Genomic DNA, 21,531 nt, shown 5'->3' with positions numbered 1-21,531 from the left:
GTCATCGGCCGGCCGGTGACCAACGCGAGGCTGTACGTGCTCGACGGCGCCCTGCGGCCGGTGCCGGCCGGTGTGCCGGGCGAGCTGTACATCGCGGGCGCGGGCCTGGCCCGCGGCTACCTGAACCGGCCCGGCCTGACCGCCGGACGCTTCGTCGCCGACCCCTCCGGACCGACCGGCTCCCGGATGTACCGCACCGGGGACCTGGTGCGCTGGGACGCGGCCGGGAATCTGGAGTTCCTCGGCCGCACGGACGACCAGGTCAAGATCCGCGGCTTCCGCGTCGAGCTCGGCGAGATCGAGGCCGTCCTCACCGAGCACCCGCGGGTCGCCCGGGCCGCCGTCACGGTGCGCACCGAGGAGGAGCCCCGGCTGGTCGCCTACGCCGTCCCCGAGCCCGGCACGACGGTCACCGACGCCGCCCTGCGCGAACACCTGCGGGAACGGCTGCCCAAGCACATGGTGCCGTCGGCCTTCGTGGTGCTGGACGCCCTGCCCCTGACCCCGAACGGCAAGCTCGACCGGCGGGCCCTTCCCGCGCCCGACCGGCAGCCCGCCGACCCGGGCCGCGCCCCGCGCACCGCGACCGAGCACCTGCTCGCCGGGCTGTTCGCCGAGGTGCTCGGCGTGCTGGAGGTCGGCGCGGACGACAACTTCTTCGACCTCGGCGGGCACTCCCTGCTGGCCACCCGGCTGGTCGCCCGGGCGCGGTCGGTACTGGGCGTGGAGCTGAGGCTGAGCGACCTCTTCGACGCGCCGACGGTGGCGGAACTGGCCGCGGCGGTGGACGTCGCGGGCCGGGCGCGCCCGGCGCTGGGGCGGCGCGAGCGCCCCGAGGCGATCCCGCTGTCCTTCGCACAGCGCCGACTGTGGTTCCTACACCGCATGGAGGGCCCGAGCGCCACGTACAACATCCCGCTGGCGCTGCGGCTGTCCGGAAACCTGGACCAGCGGGCCCTGGAGGCCGCCCTGGCGGACGTGGTCGAGCGGCACGAGAGCCTGCGCACGGTCTTCCCGGTGTTCGACGGCGTGCCGTGCCAGCGGGTGCTGGACCTCGACGGGGCCCGGCCGCGGCTGCGGGTGACCGAGGTCGGCGAGCGTGACCTGCCGGACCGGCTGGCGGAGGCGGCCAGGCACGGCTTCGAGCTCTCCGAGGAACCGCCGCTGCACGCCGAGCTGTTCCGGACGGCGGCCGACGCGTACGTGCTGCTCCTGGTGGTGCACCACATCGCCGGTGACGGCTGGTCGGCGGGCCCGCTCTCACGGGACCTCACGACCGCCTACGCGGCCCGCGCCGAGGGGGCGAAGCCGGAGTGGTCGCCGCTGCCGGTCCAGTACGCCGACTACGCGCTCTGGCAGCGCGAGCTGCTCGGCGAGGGCTCCGACCCGGGCAGCCTGCTGAGCGGCCAACTGGCCCACTGGCGGGAGCAGCTCGCGGACCTGCCCGAGCAGGTCGAGCTGCCCTTCGACCGGCCCCGGCCGGCGGCGATGTCCTACCGGGGCGCCCACCTGCCGGTGCGGATCGACGCCGAGCTGCACCAGGGCCTGCGCGCGCTCGCCCGGGACGGCGGGGCGAGCCTCTTCATGGTGCTCCAGGCCGGGCTGGCCGCCCTACTGGGCAAGCTCGGCGCGGGCACCGACGTCCCGATCGGCACCCCGATCGCCGGCCGCACCGACGAGGCCCTGGACGACCTGGTCGGCTTCTTCGTCAACACCCTGGTGCTGCGCACCGACCTCTCCGGCGACCCGTCGTTCACCGAACTCCTGGGCCGGGTGCGCTCCGACGCGCTGGCCGCGTACGCGCACCAGGACGTGCCGTTCGAGCACCTCGTGGAGGCGCTGAACCCGACCCGGACGCTGGCGCACCACCCCCTGTTCCAGACCATGCTCGCCCTGCAGAACGCGCCGCTCGGGACCTTCGACCTGCCGGGGCTGCGGGTGGCGACCGACCTGGTGCACACCGGGACGGCCAAGTGCGACCTGACCTTCATCCTGGCCGAACAGCCCGACGGGCTCTCGGGCGTGGTCGAGTACAGCACCGACCTGTTCGACGGGGCCACCGTGGCGGGGATCGTCGACCGGTGGCTGCGGCTGCTGCGGGCCGTCGTCGCCGACCCCGGCCGACGGATCGGCCAGGTGGACGTGCTGTCCGCCGACGAGCTCCGCGCGCTGATCCCGGCCGACGCCGACCGGAGCGGGGAAGAGCCGGAGAGCAGCCTGACCGCGCTGTTCGAGCAGCAGGTGCGGGCGACCCCGGCCGCGGTCGCCCTCACGGACGGCGAAGTCACGCTGACGTACGGAGAGTTGAACGCCCGCGCCAACCGGCTCGCGCACGCGCTGATCGACCGGGGCGTCGGCCCGGAGCGGATGGTCGCGCTGGCCCTGCCGCGCTCGGCGGAGCTGGTCGTGGCCGTCCTCGCGGTGCTCAAGGCCGGCGGCGCCTACGTCCCGGTCGACCCGGCCTACCCGGCCGCCCGGATCGCCTACCTGCTCCAGGACACCCGGCCCGCGCTGCTCGTGACGACGAGCCGGACCGGCGGGCTGCCGGGGGCGGACCACGTGGACCGGCTGCTGCTGGACGCCGTCGACCTGGACGGGCAGCCGGACACGGACCCCGGGACCACCGTCGACCCCGGCCACCCCGCCTACGTCATCCACACCTCCGGATCCACCGGCAACCCCAAGGGCGTGGTGGTCCCGCACCGCAACGTGGTGCGCCTGTTCCGGACGACGGAGGAGCTGTTCGGCTTCACCGCCGACGACGTCTGGACCCTCTTCCACTCCTACGCCTTCGACTTCTCGGTCTGGGAGCTGTGGGGCCCGCTCCTGCACGGCGGCCGCCTCGTGGTCGTGGACCACGAGACCAGCCGCTCGCCCGGCCGGTTCCTGGACCTCCTCGTCCGCGAGCGGGTGACGGTGCTCAACCAGACGCCGTCCGCCTTCTACCAGCTGATGCAGGCGGACGCCGAGCACCCGCGCGAACTCGCCCTGCGCACGGTGGTGTTCGGCGGTGAGGCGCTGGAACACGCCCGGCTGGCGAGCTGGTACGAGCGGCACCCGGAGGACGCGCCGCGGCTGGTCAACATGTACGGGATCACCGAGACCACCGTGCACGTCACGTACGCGGCGCTCGACCGGTCCGTCACCGCCGCCGGCCGGATCGGCGCGCCCCTCCCGGACCTGCGGACGTACGTGCTCGACGACGGCCTGCGACCGGTGGCCCCGGGGGTGCCCGGCGAGCTGTACGTGGCGGGCCCCGGCCTGGCCCGCGGCTACCTGAACCGGCCCGGCCTGACCGCCGGGCGGTTCGTCGCCGACCCCTTCGGGCCGGCCGGCTCCCGGATGTACCGCAGCGGCGACGTGGTGCGCCGTGCCGGGGACGGCAGCCTGCGCTACGTCGGCCGGGCCGACCAGCAGGTGAAGGTGCGCGGCTTCCGGATCGAGCTCGGCGAGATCGAGGCGGCGCTGGCCGCGCACCCCGACGTCGCCCAGGTCGCCGTCCTGGCCCGGCAGGACCGGGCCGACGACACCCGGCTGGTCGCCTACCTGGTGCCGGCCGCGGGCGCCGCGCCGCGCCCGGCCGGCCTGCGCGGACACCTCGCCGAGCGGCTGCCGGAACACATGGTGCCGTCGGCCTTCGTCGTGCTGGACACGCTGCCGCTGACCGCCAACGGCAAGCTGGACCACCGGGCCCTGCCCGCCCCGGACCTCGCCCCGGCGGCGGTCGGCCGCGCGCCTCGCACCCCGCAGGAGCAGATCCTTTGCGAGCTGTTCGTGGAGATCCTCGGCGTGGCGTCGGTGGGCGTCGAGGACGGCTTCTTCGACCTGGGCGGGCACTCGCTGCTGGCCACCCGCCTGGCCGCCCGGATCCGCTCCACCCTCGGCGTGGAGATGGCGCTGCGCACCCTGTTCGAGGCGCCGACCCCGGCCGCTCTGGCCGCGGCCCTGGTCGCGGCCGGACCGGCCCAGGCGGCGCTGGCACCGTACCGGCGGCCCGAGCGGATCCCGCTGTCGTTCGCGCAGCGGCGGCTGTGGTTCCTCCACCAACTGGAGGGCGCCAGCGGGAACTACAACATCCCGCTGGCGTGGCGGCTGTCCGGCCCGCTCGACCGGGAGGCGCTGAACGCGGCACTGACGGACACGGTGGCCCGGCACGAGAGCCTGCGAACGGTGTTCCCGACGGTGGACGGCGTGCCGTACCAGCAGGTGCTGGACGTCGCGGCGGCCCGCCCGGGGCCGTCCGTCCGCCGGACGACCGAGGCCGAGCTCGCCGGGCTGCTCACGGCGGCGCAGGCCCACCGCTTCGATCTGGAGACCGAACTCCCGCTGCACGCCGAGCTGTTCGAGCTGGCGCCGGACGAGCACGTGCTGCTGCTGGTGCTCCACCACATCGCCGGCGACGGCTGGTCGCTCGGCCCGCTGGCCGCCGACCTCACCGCGGCCTACGCGGCCCGCTGCCGGGGCGAGGAGCCGCGACGGGAACCGCTGCCGGTCCAGTACGCCGACTACACCCTGTGGCAGCACGAGCTGCTCGGCGAGGCCACCGACAGCGACAGTCCGTTCGCCCGCCAGGCGGCCTACTGGAAGAGCCGGCTGGCCGGTCTCCCGGAGCAGATCCAGCTGCCCGTCGACCGGCCCCGCCCGGCGGTCGCCTCGCACCGGGGCGGCCACGTGCGGGCCGGCCTGGACGCGGAACTGCACCGCGGGCTGCGCGAGCTCGCCCGCACCAACGGCACCAGTCTGTTCATGGTGCTGCAGGCCGGGCTGGCGGCCCTGCTGAGCAGGCTCGGCGCGGGCGAGGACGTCCCGGTCGGCAGCCTCACCGCCGGGCGGACCGACGAGGCCGTGGACGACCTGGTCGGCTTCTTCGTGAACACCCTCGTGCTTCGCACCGACACCTCGGGCGACCCGACCTTCACCGAGCTGCTCGGCCGGGTGCGGGACACCGCGCTCGCCGGGTACGCGCACCAGGACCTGCCGTTCGAGTACCTGGTCGAGGCCCTCAACCCGTCCCGGTCGCTCTCCCACCACCCGCTGTTCCAGGTCATGCTGGTGCTGCAGAACAACGCCCGGGCCGAGTTCGCCCCGCCCGGCCTGCGGGTCGCCGAGCTGGAACTGAGCGCCACCACGTCCAAGTTCGACCTGGTCCTCTCGCTGGCCGAGCGGCAGACCGAGGACGGATCGCCGGCCGGGATCGACACGTCCGTCCAGTTCGCGAGCGACCTGTACGACCGGGGCACCGTGGAGACGATGGTCGCGCGCCTGGTGCGGCTGCTGACCGCGGCCGTCGCCGACCCGGGCCGGCGGATCGGCCGTCTGGACCTGCTGTCCGCCGAGGAGCGCCGCGAGCTGCTGCCCGCCGCCGAGGGCAGGGCGGCGGCCGGCAGCCTGCTGGAGGCCTTCACGGCGCAGGTGGCGGCCACTCCGGAGGCCGTCGCGCTGGACTCCGCGGACGCAAAGCTGACGTACCGTCAACTCAACGCCCGGGCGAACCGGTTCGCGCACTCACTGATCGCCCGTGGGGTGGGGCCGGAGCAGCTGGTGGCGCTGGCGCTGCCGCGGTCGGCGGAGTTCGTCGTGGCGGTCCTGGGCGTGTTGAAGGCGGGCGCCGCCTACCTGCCCGTGGACCCGGCGTACCCGCAGTCGCGGATCGCCTTCATGCTGGAGGACGCCCGGCCGAGCGTGGTGGTCGACGACCCGGCGGCGGTCGCCGGGGCGGCTGCGGCACCGGAGTGGCCGCAGACCGACCCGGTCGTCGCGGTGGACGCCCGGAACGCGGCGTACGTGATCTACACCTCCGGCTCCACCGGACAGCCCAAGGGCGTGGTGGTGAGCCACGCGGGTGTGCCGGCCATGGTGGCCGCGCAGGTCGACCGGCTCGGCATCGACGCCGGAAGCCGGGTGCTCCAGTTCTCCTCGCCCAGCTTCGACGTCTCCCTGTGGGACGTCCTCGGCGCCCTGTCCACCGGCGCCACCCTGGTGCTCGCGCCCGCGGCCGAGCCGGTCGCCGCGCTGACCGGTCCGGGCCTCGCGCTCACCCACGCGACCGTGCCGCCGTCGGTGCTGGCCGCGCTGACACCGGACGCGGTGGACGTGCCGACGCTGGCGGTGGCGGGCGAGGCCTGCCCGCCGGAGCTGGTGACGCGCTGGGCGCCGGGACGGCGGATGATCAACGCGTACGGTCCGACCGAGACCACGGTCGTCGCGACGATCAGCGAGCTGCTGACGCCCGGCTCCGGTGTGCCGCCGATCGGCCGTGTCGTCGCCGGGCTCCGCGGGTACGTGCTGGACGAGCGGCTGGGTCTGGTGGCGCCCGGCGTGACCGGGGAGCTGTACCTCGCCGGCCCGGGCCTGGCCCGCGGCTACCTGAACCGGCCCGGGCTCTCCGCCGCACGGTTCGTCGCCTGTCCGTTCGGACCGGCGGGCGCCAGGATGTACCGCACCGGCGACCTGGTACGCCGGCGCCCCGACAACCAGCTGGAGTACGTCGGCCGCGCCGACGACCAGGTCAAGGTGCGCGGCTTCCGGATCGAACTCGGCGAGATCGAGACCGCCCTCGCCGAACACCCGCAGGTCGGCCAGGTCGCGGTGACCGCCCGGAAGGACCGGGCGCAGGACACCCGGCTGGTCGCCTACCTGGTGCCCGCCGCCGGGGCGGAGCCGCGGCCGGAGGAGCTGCGGGCGCACCTTCGCGAGCGGCTGCCGGACTACATGGTGCCCGCCGCGTTCGTCTCCCTCGACGCCCTGCCGCTGAACACCAACGGCAAGCTCGACCGGCGCGCCCTGCCCGAGCCCGAGTTCACCGTGTCGAGCGCCGCCCGGGCGCCGCGCACCTCCCAGGAGCAGGTGCTGGCCGGACTGTTCGCCGAGGTGCTGGGCCTGCCGCAGGTCGGCGTCGACGACGACTTCTTCGACCTGGGCGGGCACTCCCTGCTGGCCACCCGGCTGGTGGCCCGGGTCCGCGCGACCCTGGGCCGGGAACTGGCGCTGCACACCCTGTTCCGGACCCCGACGGTGGCCGGGCTGGCCGCCGGACTGGGCGGCGCCGGCCGGGCCCGGCTCGCCCTGGAGCGGGCCGAACGGCCCGAGCTGGTCCCGCTGTCGTCCGCCCAGCGCAGGCTCTGGTTCCTGCACCAGCTGGAGGGCGCCGGGCCGATCTACAACATCCCGCTGGCGTGGCGGCTCACCGGGCCGCTGGACCCGGCGGCCCTGGCGGAGGCGCTCGGCGACGTCGTCGACCGGCACGAGACCCTGCGCACGGTCTTCCCCGCGGTCGACGGCGTGCCGTACCAGAAGGTGCTGGCCGCCGGGGAGGTGCGGCCGGAACTGCCGGTCACGCCCGTGGACGAGGCGGAGCTGCCCGCCCTGCTGGCCGGGGCCGCGGCGCGGGGCTTCGACCTCGCGGCCGAACCGCCGCTGCGTGCCGAGGTGTTCGAACTCTCCGCCGACGAGCACGTGCTGCTCCTGGTGGTGCACCACATCGCCGGCGACGGCTGGTCGCTGGGCCCGCTGGCCGCCGACCTGGCCACCGCGTACGCGGCGCGCCGCCGGCGCGAGGAGCCGCAGTGGGCGCCGCTGCCGGTGCAGTACGCCGACTACACCCTGTGGCACGACCGGCTGCTCGGGGACGTCGCCGACCCCGCGAGCCTGTCCGCCCGGCAGTCGGCCTACTGGACGGAGCGGCTGGCCGGCCTTCCCGAGCAGATCCGGCTGCCCGCCGACCGGCCCCGCCCGGCGACCACCTCCTACCGCGGCGGACACCTGACGGTCGACCTGGACCCGGAGCTTCACGGTGCGCTGGTGGCCCTGGGCCGGGAGCGCGGGGCCAGCGTCTACATGGTGCTCCAGGCCGCGCTGGCGGCCCTGCTGGACAAGCTCGGCGCGGGCACGGACATCCCGGTCGGCAGTCTGATCGCCGGCCGGACGGACCAGGCTGTGGACGACCTGGTCGGGTTCTTCGTGAACACCCTGGTGTTCCGTACGGACACGAGCGGCGATCCGTCCTTCGCCGAACTGCTGGTCCGGGTCCGGGATGGCGCCCTCGGCGCGTACGCGCACCAGGACCTGCCGTTCGAACACCTCGTCGAGGCCCTCAACCCGTCCCGGTCGCTCGCCCGCCAGCCGCTGTTCCAGGTGCTGCTCGCCCTGCAGAACGTGCCGCGCACCGAGTTCGCGCTGACCGGTCTGAGCGCCGAGATCCTGCCGGTGCGCACGCCCACGGCGATGTTCGACCTCGGTTTCCACCTGCTGGAGCGCGGCGGCACCGGCGGCCCGGCCGGGGGCATCGTCGGGCGGGTCGAGTACAGCACCGACCTGTTCGACCACGCCACGGTGGAGGCGCTGGTGGCCCGCTGGCTGCGGCTGCTGGCGGCGGTGGTCTCCGAGCCCGACCGGCCGCTGAGCCGGATCGACGTCCTCACCGCCGAGGAGCGGCACGAGCTGCTGGTCGCGCGCAACGACACCGCCCGCCCGGCACCCGTCACCACTCTGCCGGCGCTGTTCGAGGCGCAGGTCCGGGCGACCCCGGAGGCCGAGGCGGTGGTGTTCGAGGCCGGTGAGCCGATGCCCCGCGTGCTGACGTACCGCGAGCTGAACCGCCGGGCCAACCGGCTGGCACACGCCCTGATCGCCCGCGGGGTGGGCCCGGAGCAGGTCGTCGCCCTGCGGCTGCCGCGCTCGGCCGAGCTGGTGGTCGCCGTCCTCGCGGTGCTCAAGACGGGCGCGGCGTACCTGCCGATCGACCCGGACTACCCGGCCGCCCGCATCGCGTACATGCTGGAGGACGCCCGGCCGGCCGTCGTGCTCGACGACCTCGCGGCCGTCGAGCCGTCCGGCGGGCAGCCGGAGCACGATCCGGCCGTCGCCGTGGACGCCCGGCACCCGGCCTACGTCATCTACACCTCCGGCTCCACCGGCCGGCCCAAGGCCGTGGTGATGCCCGCCGCCGGGCTGCTGAACCTGCTGGAGTGGCACCACGAGGCCGTCGGTGGCGAACCGGGCACGCGCACCGCGCAGTTCACCGCGATCAGCTTCGACGTCTCGGTGCAGGAGGTGCTCTCCGCGCTGCTGTACGGCAAGACCCTGGTGGTGCCGACCGAGGAGCAGCGCCGCAGCGCCGAGCTGTTCGCGCACTGGCTGGACCGGAACCGGGTCGCGGAGCTGTTCGCGCCCAACCTGGTGGTCGAGGCGCTGGCCGAGGCCGCCGAGGAGGCCGGGCTGGAGCTGCCGAGCCTGCGGCTGGTGGCCCAGGCCGGTGAGGCGATGCGCCTCGGTGGTGCCGTGCGCCGCTTCCAGGAGCGCCGGCCGGGCCGGGTGCTGCACAACCACTACGGCCCCGCCGAGACCCACGTCATCACCGCCTACCCGCTGCCGGCCGATCCGGCCGACTGCCCGCTGCCGGTGCCGATCGGCCGTCCGATCGCCAACTGCCGGGCGTACGTGCTGGATGCGGCGCTGCGGCCGGTCGCCCCCGGTGTGCTGGGCGAGCTGTACCTCGCCGGGTCCGGGCTCGCCCGCGGCTACCTGAACCGGCCCGGGCTCACCGCCGGCCGCTTCGTCGCCGACCCGTACGGTCCGGCGGGCGCGAGGATGTACCGCACCGGAGACCTGGTCCGTTGGCGCGCCGACGGCGAGCTGGAGTTCGCCGGCCGGGTGGACCACCAGGTGAAGGTCCGCGGGTTCCGGATCGAGCCGGGCGAGATCGAGGCCGAGCTGACGGCGCACCCCGGCCTCGCCCAGGCCGCCGTACTCGCCCGCGAGGACCGGCCGGGCGAGACCAGGATCGTCGCGTACGCGGTGCCCTCGGCCCAGAGTCCGGCCACCGCGGCGGAACTGTCGGCACACCTGCGCGACCGGTTGCCCGACTACATGGTGCCGTCCGCATTCGTGCTGCTCGACGCACTGCCACTGACGCCCAACGGCAAGCTGGACCGCGCCGCGCTGCCCGCACCCGAGCCGACGGTCACGACGAGCGGCCGGGAGCCCCGCACCCCGCAGGAGCAGATCCTCTGCGAGCTGTTCGCCGAGGTGCTGGGCCTGGCGCGGGCCGGGGTCGAGGACGACTTCTTCGACCTCGGCGGGCACTCGCTGCTCGCCACCCGGCTGGTGTCGCGGGTCCGGGCGACCCTCGGGGTCGAGCTGGAGCTGCGCGACCTGTTCCGGACCCCGACACCGGCCGGCCTCGCGGTCCGGCTGGCCGAGGCCGGGGCGGCCCGGCAGGCGCTGCTGCCCATGCCGCGCCGCGACCCCATGCCGCTCTCCTACGGGCAGCGCCGGCTCTGGTTCCTCCAGCAGTTCGGGGCGCCGAGTGCCACGTACCACATGCCGCTGGCCCTGCGGCTGTCCGGCGAACTGGACCGGGAGGCCCTCGGCACCGCGCTGGCGGACGTGATGGCGCGGCACGAGACCCTCCGCACGGTCTTCCCGCACACCGCCGGCGTCCCGCACCAGCGGGTCGTGGACGCGGCCGAGGTGGCCGTCCCGCTGACGGTGCGCGCAGCCGGTGCGGCCGAGGTACCGGCCCTGCTGCGCGAGTCGGCGGTGCGCGGCTTCGACCTGACGGCCGAAGTGCCCCTGCGCGCCGAGCTATTCGTGCTCGCGCCGGACGAGCACGTGCTGCTGGTGGTGATGCACCACATCGCGGGCGACGGCTGGTCGCTCGGCCCGCTGTCACGTGACCTCGCCACCGCGTACACCAGCCGCAGGAGCGGCGGGACGCCCGACTGGGCGGCGCTGCCGGTGAGTTACGCCGACTACACGCTGTGGCAGCACGAGATCCTCGGTGAGGAGTCGGACACGGACAGCGTCTTCGCCCGCCAGGTCGGCTACTGGGCCGAGGCACTGACCGGACTGCCCGAGCAGCTGCGGCTGCCGGTCGACCGGCCCCGCCCGGCGGCGGCGTCCTACGCCGGAGACTGGCTCGACGTCCGCATCGACGCGGAACTGCATGCCTCCCTCGTGGAGTTGGCGCGGCGTTCGGGTGCGAGTCTGTTCATGGTGCTGCAGGCGGGCCTGGCCGCGTTGTACACCCGGCTGGGTGCAGGGACGGACATCGCGATCGGGAGCCCGATCGCGGGCCGTACGGACGAGGCGCTGGACGAGCTGGTCGGGTTCTTCGTCAACACCCTGGTGCTGCGCACGGACACCAGTGGTGATCCGGGCTTCGCCGAACTGCTGGGCCGGGTACGGGAGACGGCGCTCGCCGCCTACGCGCACCAGGACGTGCCGTTCGAGCACCTGGTGGAGGTGCTGAACCCGTCCCGCTCGCTCGCCTACCACCCGCTGTTCCAGACCATGCTGGCCGTGCAGAACGCGCCGGGCGGCGACTTCGCCCTGCCCGGACTGGAGGTCTCCGGACTCGCGGTGCCGACCGGGACCTCACGGCTCGACCTGACCTTCAGCCTCGCGGAGAACCGCCGCCCCGACGGAACCCCGGCGGGCCTGACCGGCATGGTCGAGTACAGCACCGACCTGTTCGACCGGCGGACCGTCGAGCTGCTGTTCACCCGCTGGGTCCGGCTGCTGGCCGAGGCCGCCGCCGACCCCGGGAAGCCGATCGGCGCGCTCGACGTGCTCGGCGAGGAGGAGCGCCGCGATCTGCTGGCCGGCGCCGACGACACCGCGCGGGAGGTCCGGGAGCGCGACGTGCCGGCCATGTTCGCGGCGAGGGTCGCCGCGGCGCCGGAGGACATCGCACTGGTCTCCGTCGACCGTATTGAACTGACGTACCGTCAACTCGACGTCATGGCGAACCGGTTCGCCCACTCGCTGATCGCGCGCGGGGTGAGGCCGGAGCAGCTGGTGGCCGTGGCCCTGCCGCGGTCCGTCGAGTGGGTGGTGGCCGTCCTGGGCACGCTCAAGGCCGGGGCCGCCTACCTGCCGGTGGACCCGGCGTACCCGCAGTCGCGGATCGACCTGATGCTGGCGGACGCCTCGCCGGTCGTGGTGGTCGACGACCCCGCGGCGGTACGGGAGACGGACGGCTTCCCGGCGGGCGACCCGGCGGTGGCCCTGGACGCCCGGCACCCGGCGTACGTGATCTACACCTCGGGCTCGACCGGCCGGCCCAAGGGCGTCGTGGTCGGGCACGGCGGTGTGGCGAGCCTGGTCGCCACCCAGGTCGAGCGGCTCGCCGTCGGGCCCGGCAGCCGGGTGCTCCAGTTCGCCTCGCCCAGCTTCGACGCGTCGTTCTGGGACCTCTGCAGCGCCCTGCTGACCGGCGCCACGCTGGTGCTGGCCCCGGCCGAGGCGCCGCTGGAGGCGCTGACCGACGACGGCCTCGGTATCACGCACGTGATCCTGCCGCCCTCGGCGCTGGGCGCGCTGGGCGACGCGGAGCCCGCGGCGGCCACGCTGGTGGTGGGCGGCGAGGCCTGTCCGCCGGAGCTGGTGGCGCGTTGGGCGCCGGGCCGGCGGATGGTCAACGCGTACGGCCCGACGGAGACCACGGTGGCCGCGACGATGAGCGACCCGCTCGTGCCCGGGCCGGGTGTGCCGCCGATCGGCCGGCCGGTCGCGAACACCCGGGTGTACGTGTTGGACGAGGGGCTGCGGCCGGTGCCCCCGGGCGTGCCGGGGCAGCTGTACGTCGCGGGCGCCGGGCTGGCGCGCGGTTACCTGAACCGGCCGGGTCTGACGGCCGGGCGGTTCGTGGCCTGCCCGTTCGGTCCGGCGGGCGCCAGGATGTACCGCACCGGGGACCTGGTGCGCCGGCTTGCCGACGGCCAGTTGGAGTTCGTCGGCCGCGCCGACGAGCAGGTGAAGGTGCGCGGCTTCCGGGTCGAGCCCGGCGAGGTCGAGGCCGCCCTGGCCGAGCACCCCGCCGTCGCGCGGGCCGCCGTCGTCGCCAAGGACGACCGGCTGATCGGCTACGTCGTCCCGTGCCGGGACACCGCACCCACCCCGGCACAGCTGCGCGGCCACCTGCTCGGCCGGCTGCCCGAGTACCTGGTACCGGCCGTCTTCGCCGTGCTGGAGGCGCTGCCGCTGACACCGAGCGGCAAGCTGGACCGCCACGCCCTCCCCGTGCCGGACCTCACCGGCAACGGCACCGCCGGCGGCCGCACGCCGCGGACCCCGCAGGAGCAGCTGCTCGCCGAACTCTTCGCCGAGGTGCTCGGCGTGACCGAGGTCGGCGCGGACGACAGCTTCTTCGACCTCGGCGGGCACTCGCTGCTCGCCACCCGCCTGGTCGCGCGGGTGCGCACCGTGCTCGGCGTCGAGGTCGGGCTGCGCGCCCTCTTCGAGGCGCCGACCGTGGCCGGCCTGGCGGCGCTGCTCGCCGGGGCGGGCCAGGCCCGGCCGGCCCTGGCCGCCCGGCGGCGGCCGCAGACCGTGCCGCTGTCCTTCGCGCAGCGCCGGCTCTGGTTCCTGCACCGGATGGAGGGCGCCTCCGCCACCTACAACATCCCGCTGGCGCTACGGCTCTCCGGAACGCTGGACCGGGCGGCGCTGGACCAGGCGCTGGCCGATGTCTCGGCCCGGCACGAGAGCCTGCGCACGGTGTTCCCCGAGGTCGACGGGGTGCCCTGCCAGCAGGTCCTGGACCCGGCCGAGGCCCGGCCGCGGGTGCGGACGGCCGAGGTCGGCGAGGACGAGCTGGCGCAGCGGCTGGGTGAGGCGGCCCGGCAGCCGTTCGACCTGGCGACGGAACCGCCGCTGCGGGCCGAGCTGTTCGTGCTCGCGCCGGAGGACCACCTGCTGCTGGTGGTGATGCACCACATCGCGGGCGACGGCTGGTCCACCGGACCGCTGGCGCGCGACCTGGCCGCGGCGTACGCCGCCAGGTGCGGGGGTGGCGGGCCGAAGTGGGCCGCTCTGCCGGTGCAGTACGCCGACTACACCCTGTGGCAGCGCGAGCTGCTCGGCGACCCGGCCGACCCGGAGAGCCGCTTCGCCGAACAACTCGGCTACTGGAGCGAGCAGTTGGCCGACCTTCCCGAGCGGCTCCCGCTGCCCGCAGACCGGCCGCGTCCGGCCGTCGCGAGCTACCGGGGTGACCAGGTCCTCCTGGAGCTGGCTCCCGAACTGCATGCCTCCCTCGTGGAGTTGGCGCGGCGTTCGGGTGCGAGTCTGTTCATGGTGCTGCAGGCGGGCCTGGCCGCGTTGTACACCCGGCTGGGTGCGGGGACGGACATCGCGATCGGGAGCCCGATCGCGGGCCGTACCGACGAGGCGCTGGACGAGCTGGTCGGGTTCTTCGTCAACACCCTGGTGCTGCGCACGGACACCAGTGGTGATCCGGGCTTCGCCGAACTGCTGGGCCGGGTACGGGAGACGGCGCTCGCCGCCTACGCGCACCAGGACGTGCCGTTCGAGCACCTGGTGGAGGTGCTGAACCCGTCCCGCTCGCTCGCCCACCACCCGCTGTTCCAGACGATCCTGGCCCTGCAGAACGCCCCGATGGGCGAGCTCGGCCTGCCCGGTCTCCGGGCGTCCACCTTCGCCGTGCCGACCGGTACGGCCAAGTTCGACCTCGGCTTCAACCTGAGCGAGCGGTTCGCCCCCGACGGCGGCCCGGCCGGGATCGTCGGTGCGGTCGAGTACGCGACCGACCTGTTCGACCGGTCGACGGTCGCCGCGCTGGCCCGGCGCTGGATGCTCCTGCTGGAGGCGGTCGCAGCCGACCCGGAGCAGCCGATCGGAGGCATCGACCTGCTCGACGCCGACGAGCGGCGCCGGCTGCTGGAGTGCGGCAACGAGACCGCCCGCGAGGTGGCGGCCGTCCCGGTCCCGGAGGCGTTCGCCGCGCAGGTCGCGGCGACGCCGGACGCGACCGCCCTGGTCTGCGGACGCGTCGAGTTGACGTACCGTCAGCTCAATGCCCGGGCGAACCGGTTCGCGCATGCCCTGATCGCCCGGGGGGTCGGCCCGGAGCAGGTGGTGGCCGTGGCCCTGCCGCGGTCGGTGGAATCCGTCGTGGCCGTCCTCGGCGTGCTGAAGGCCGGGGCCGCCTACCTCCCCGTCGATCCGGCGTACCCGCAGGCGCGGATCGCGTTCATGCTGGAGGACGCCCGCCCGGTGGTGGTGGTCGACGACCCGGCGACGGTGGCCGGGGCCGCCGCATGGCCGGAGACCGACCCCGCCGTCGCGATCGACGTCCGGCACCCGGCCTACGTGATCTACACCTCCGGCTCGACCGGCCGCCCCAAGGGCGTCGTGGTCGGGCACGGCGGTGTGGCGAGCCTGGTCGCCGGGCAGATCGAGCGGTTCGCGATCGAACCCGGCAGCCGGGTGCTCCAGTTCGCCTCGCCCAGCTTCGACGCCTCGGTGTCGGAGATCTACACCGCCCTGCTGCGCGGCGCAGCCCTGGTGCTGCCCCCCGCGGCGGACCCGGTCGCCGCGCTGGCCGACCCGGACCTCCGCATCACCCATGTGACCGTTCCCCCGTCCGTCCTCGCGGCCCTGCCGGAGCACGCGGTGACCGCGTCCACCCTGGTGGTGGCGGGGGAGGCGTGCCCGCCGGAGCTGGTGGCGCGCTGGGCGCCGGGCCGGCGGATGGTCAACGCGTACGGCCCGACGGAGACCACGGTCTGTGCCACGATGAGCGACCCGCTCGTGCCCGGGCCGGGTGTGCCGCCCATCGGCCGTCCCATCGCCAACGCGCGGGTGTACGTGTTGGACGAGCGGCTGCGGCCGGTGCCCCCGGGTGTGCCGGGGGAGCTGTACGTCGCGGGCGCGGGGCTGGCGCGCGGTTACCTGAACCGGCCGGGTCTGACGGCCGGGCGGTTCGTGGCCTGCCCGTTCGGCCCGGCGGGCGCCAGGATGTACCGCACCGGGGACCTGGTGCGCCGGCTCGCCGACGGCCAGTTGGAGTTCGTCGGCCGCGCCGACGAGCAGGTGAAGGTGCGCGGCTTCCGGGTCGAGCCCGGCGAGGTCGAGGCCGCCCTGGCCGAGCACCCCGCCGTCGCGCGGGCCGCCGTCGTCGCCAAGGACGACCGGCTCATCGGCTACGTCGTCCCGCGCCGGGACACCGCCCGGGACAGCGGCCTGGAAGCCGACCACGTGGGGGAGTGGCGGGAGATCTACGACGCCCTGCCCATCACCCCCGGCGAAGCCCCCTTCGGGCAGAACTTCGTCGGCTGGAACAGCAGTTACGACGCCAGCCCGATCCCGGAGGAGCAGATGCGGGAGTGGCGGGACGCCACCGTGGCCCGCATCCTGGCCCTGCGCCCCCGCCGGGTGCTGGAGGTGGGCGTCGGCACCGGACTGCTCCTCTCGCAGATCGCACCGCACTGCGAGACCTACTGGGCGACGGACTTCTCCGCCACCGCGATCGACGCGCTGGCCGCCCAGGTCGCCCGCCGGGACGACCTGGCCGACCGGGTCGTGCTGCACACCCGCCCGGCGCACGACACCGACGGCCTGCCCGCCGGGCGGTTCGACACCATCGTGATCAACTCGGTGGTGCAGTACTTCCCGTCCGCCGACTACCTCGCGGACGTGATCGGGAAGCTCATGCGGCTGCTCGCCCCCGGCGGCGCGCTCTTCGTCGGCGACGTCCGCAACCTGCGGCTGCTGCGCCCGCTGGCCGCCGCCGTCCAGCTGCACCGGGCCGCCGACGGCACCGACCTGCCCGCGGTCGCCCGCGCCGTCGAGCAGGCACTGCAGGTGGAGAAGGAGCTCCTGGTCGACCCGGACTTCTTCACCGTCCTGCGCGACCGTGACGGCGACCGCGGCATCGGCGCCGTGGCCGTGGAGGTCAAGCGCGGCCGGCACCACAACGAGCTGACCCGCTACCGCTACGACGTCACCCTGCACAAGCAGCCGGCCGTACCGGTCGAGCCGCGGGAACTGACCTGGGGCCGGGACGTCTCCGGCCTCGCGGACCTGCGCGACCTGCTCGGGCGGCCCGGCACCGGCCCGGTGCGCCTCGCCGGCGTCCCGAACCGCCGCGTCGCACAGGAGGCCGGGCTGGCCCGGGCGGTGCGGAACGGGGACGGCACGCCGGCCGGGCTGCTGGAGCGACTGCACGGCCCGGCCGACGGCGGCCTGCCCGACCCGGAGGACTTCCACACCCTCGGCGAGGACCTCGGCCGCCGAGTGGACCTCACCTGGTCGGCCGGCACGCCCGACACCCTCGACGTGCTCCTCACCGACGGACCGGCGGACGCCCCCGTCGAGGCCTACCGGCCGTCGCGGCCCTCCGGCACCGCACTCTCCTCGCTCACCAACCGCCCGACCGGCAGCCGCACCAGCGGCGCCCTCGTCGGCGAACTCCGCGACCGACTGCGCGAGCGCCTGCCCGACTACCTCGTGCCCTCCGCCTTCGTGGTCCTGGACGCGCTGCCGCTCACCGCCAGCGGCAAGCTCGACCGCCGCGCCCTTCCCGCCCCCGACCTGGGGACTGCCTTCGGCGGGCGGGCGCCGCGCACCCCGCAGGAGCAGCTGCTCGCCGAACTCTTCGCCGACCTGCTCGGGCTGCCCCGGGTGGGCGTCGAGGACAGCTTCTTCGACCTCGGCGGACACTCGCTCCTGGCGACCCGCCTGGCCTCCCGGATCCGGGCGGTCCTCGGTGCCGAGGTGGAGGTCCGCACGCTGTTCGAGCACCCGACCGTGGCCGCCCTGGCAGCCCGCCTCGACGGCTCCGTCACCGAACGGCCCGCGCTGACCGCCCGTCCACGCCCCGGACGGATCCCGCTCTCCCACGCCCAGCGCCGCCTCTGGTTCCTGCACCGCATGGACGGACCGAGCGCCACCTACAACATGCCGCTCGCGCTGCGCCTGGACGGCCCGCTCGACCGGTCGGCGCTGCGGGCCGCCCTGGCGGACGTGACCGCCCGGCACGAGAGCCTGCGGACCGTCCTGCGCGAGGCGGACGGGCTGCCGTACCAGCTCGTGCTGGGGGCGGCGGAGGCGTGCCCGGAGCTCCCGGTCGTCGAGCTCGACGAGACCGGTCTGCCCGGGCGGCTCGCGCGGGGCGCCCAGCGCGGCTTCGACCTGGCCGCCGAACCGCCGATCCGGGCGGAGCTGTTCGCACTCGCCCCCGAGCGGCACGTGCTGCTCGTCGTCGTCCACCACATCGCCGGCGACGGCTGGTCGATGGGCCCGCTCTCCCGGGACCTCGCCGCGGCCTACGCGGCGCGCTGCCGGGGCGAGGAGCCGCAGTGGTCCCCGCTGCCGGTCCAGTACGCCGACTACACCCTGTGGCAGCGCGACCTGCTCGGCGAGGCCGCCGACCGGGACAGCCTGTTCACCCGGCAACTCGACTACTGGAAGACGGAGTTGGCCGGACTGCCGGACCAGGTCCGGCTGCCCGCCGACCGGCCCCGGCCGGCCGAGGCCTCCCAGCGGGGCGGCCGGGTCGACGTCCGGCTCGACGCCGACCTGCACCGGGAGCTGCGGGACCTGGCCACCGCACAGGGCGCCAGCATGTTCATGGTGCTCCAGGCGGGCCTCGCCGCCCTGCTGACCCGGCTCGGCGCCGGCACCGACATCCCGATCGGCAGCCCGATCGCCGGGCGGACCGACCAGGCGCTGGACGACCTCGTCGGGTTCTTCGTCAACACCCTGGTGCTGCGCACCGACACCGGCGGCGACCCCGGCTTCGCCGAACTGGTCGGCCGGGTCCGGCAGAAGGCCCTGGCCGCGTACGCTCACCAGGACGTGCCGTTCGAGTACCTGGTGGAGGCCGTCAACCCCACCCGGTCCCTGGCCCACCACCCGCTCTTCCAGGTCATGCTCGCCCTGCAGAACGCGCCGGTCGGCGAGTTCACCCTGCCCGGCCTGGCGACCTCCTACCTGGAGGCCCCGACCGACACCGCGCGGGTCGACCTGACCGTCAGCCTGGCCGAGCGGTACGGCCCGGACGGCAGCCCGGCGGGCGTGCTCGGCGTGGTCGAGTACGCCACCGACCTGTTCGACCCGGGGACCGTGGAGCGGCTCGTCGCCCGCTGGACGCGGCTGCTGCGCGCGGCCGTCGCCGAGCCGGAGCGGCCGATCGGCCGGCTCGACCTGCTGTCCGGGGACGAGCGCCACGACCTGCTCGTCGGGTTCAACCGGACGGCGGCCGGGCTGCCCGGGGCCGGCCTGCCGGAGCTCTTCGCCCGCCGGGTGGCGGCCACGCCGGACGCGGTCGCGGTCGTCGCCGGCGCGGGCGAACTGACCTACCGGGAGCTCGACCGGCGGGCCAACCGCCTGGCCCGGGCCCTGACCGGCCAGGGCGTGCGTCCGGAGACCCCGGTGGCGGTGCTGCTGGAACGCTCCGCGGAGCTGGTCGTCGCGATCCTGGCGATCGTCAAGGCGGGCGGGGCGTACGTCCCCCTCGACCCGCGGTTCCCGTCCTCCCGGATCGACCTGATCGTCCGGGAGACCGGCGCCGCGCTGGTCCTCACCGAGGACGTGCTGACCGCGCTGAGTCAGGCCGAGCCCGACGACTCGGACCTCGGGATCTCTTGCGATCCGCGGCAGTTGGCGTACGTGATGTACACCTCCGGCTCGACCGGCCGGCCGAAGGGCGTCGGGGTCACCCACCGCGACGTGGCGGCGCTCGCGCTCGCTCCGTGCTGGCGGGAGGGGGGCCACGACCGGGTGCTGCTGCACTCGCCGACGGCCTTCGACGCCTCGACCTACGAGTTCTGGGTGCCGCTGCTCGGCGGCGGCCGGGTCGTCGTCGCGCCGCCCGGCCGGCTCGACCTCGACCTGCTCGCCGCGGCGGTCGACGGGCACGGGGTGACCGGGTTGTGGCTGACCGCCGGACTGTTCCGGCTGGTGGCCGAGGAGCGGCCGGAGCTGCTCGCCGGGGTCCACGAGGTGTGGACCGGCGGTGACGTGGTGCCCCCGTCGGCCGTCGCCCGGGTCCTGGCGGCCTGCCCGGACATCGCCGTGGTCAACGGCTACGGCCCGACCGAGACCACGACCTTCGGCGCCCACCACCGGGTCCGCGCACTCCCCGCGCACGCCACGGCCGTGCCGATCGGCCGGCCCATGGCGAACATGCGGGCGTACGTCCTCGACGCCGGACTGCAACCGGTGCCGTCCGGGGTGGCCGGCGAGCTGTACCTCGCCGGGGCGGGCGTGGCCCGCGGCTACCTGGGCCGGCCCGGCCTGACGGCCGAGCGGTTCGTCGCCTGCCCGTTCGAGGCGGGGGAGCGCATGTACCGGACGGGCGACCTGGTCCGCCGGCTCGCCGACGGCGCCCTGGAGTTCGTCGGCCGGGCCGACGACCAGGTCAAGCTGCGCGGCTTCCGGATCGAACCCGGCGAGGTCGAGGCCGTCCTCGCCGCCTGCCCCGGCGTCGCCCAGGCGGCCGTCCTCGTCCGCGAGGACCAGCCCGGCGACCAGCGCCTGGTCGCCTACCTGGTGCCCGCCGCCGAGGACGCGCCCGCACCGGACGAGCTCGCCCGTCGGCTCGGCCGCGAACTGCCCGAGTACATGGTGCCGTCGGCGTTCGTCACCCTGGAACGGCTGCCGCTGACCGCCAACGGCAAACTGGACCGGGCCGCCCTGCCCGCGCCCGCGTACGACACGACGGGCACCGGCCGCGGCCCCCGCACCCCGCAGGAACAGCTGCTGTGCGAGCTGTTCGCCGAGATCCTCGGCCGGGAGCAGGTCCACCTCGACGACGACTTCTTCGATCTGGGCGGGCACTCGCTGCTGGCCGCCCGGCTGGTCTCCCGCGTCCGGGAGACGCTGGGCGTCCAGGTGGGCCTGCGCACCCTGTTCGAGGCGCCGACGGTGGCGGGTCTGACGGAACGCCTGGCCATCAGCGACCCCGAGGAGGCCTTCGACGGGCTGCTGCCACTGCGCCCGACGGGCAGTCTGCCGCCGCTGTTCTGCGTCCACCCCGGAGGCGGCATCAGCTGGTCGTACTCCGGGCTGCTCAACCACATCGGCCCGGACCGCCCGGTCTACGCCCTCCAGGCCCGCGGCCTCGCGCGCCCGGAGGCCCTGCCCGGGTCGTACGAGGAGATGGCGGCCGACTACGCCGACCAGATCCGCAAGGTCCAGCCCGAGGGCCCGTACCACCTGCTCGGCTGGTCCGCCGGCGGGCTGATCGCCCACGCGATCGCCTGCGAGTTCCAGGCCAGGGGGGAGCGGACCGGCCTGCTGGCGGTCCTCGACGCCTACCCGGTGCAGGACATCTCCTTCGACGAGGTGCCAGTGCCCGCCGAGCGGGACATCCTCGTCGGCATCATGGACGTCGACCCGGAGGAACTGGGCGACGGGCCGCTGACCTACGCCGAGGTCGCCGAGATCCTCGGCCGGCGCGGCAGCGCCCTGGCCTGCCTGGACGAGCGGCGGATCGGCGCCGTCGTCGAGATCATGATCAACAACGCCAAGCTGGCCATCGCCCACGCGCCCGGCCGCTTCGACGGTGACCTGCTGCTGTTCAACTCCACGATCGACCGGACGGAGGACTCGGCCGGCCCCGGGATCTGGCAGCGCTACATCGCCGGGCGGATCGAGTCGCACGACATCACCACCCGCCACGACCGGATGACCCAACCCGGGTCGCTGGCCCAGATCGGCCCGGTCCTGGCCGCCCGCCTCGCCGGGGCCGCCGGCGACACCACCCCCCATCAGGAGGACTGA

1 protein-coding gene is annotated in these 21,531 nt (G+C 75.1%); it reads left to right on the top strand.

The features are described from left to right. A partial coding sequence (locus tag ACFC1F_RS05475) for a non-ribosomal peptide synthase/polyketide synthase (RefSeq protein ID WP_376155892.1) occupies nucleotides 1-21,531 on the top strand: 21,531 nt, incomplete at its 5' end.

The sequence above is a fragment of the Kitasatospora sp. NPDC056181 genome, from assembly GCF_042266225.1.
Classification (GTDB): domain Bacteria; phylum Actinomycetota; class Actinomycetes; order Streptomycetales; family Streptomycetaceae; genus Kitasatospora.
Note: the sequence above shows the minus strand (reverse complement) of the source record. Positions and strands in the feature narration are given on the sequence as shown.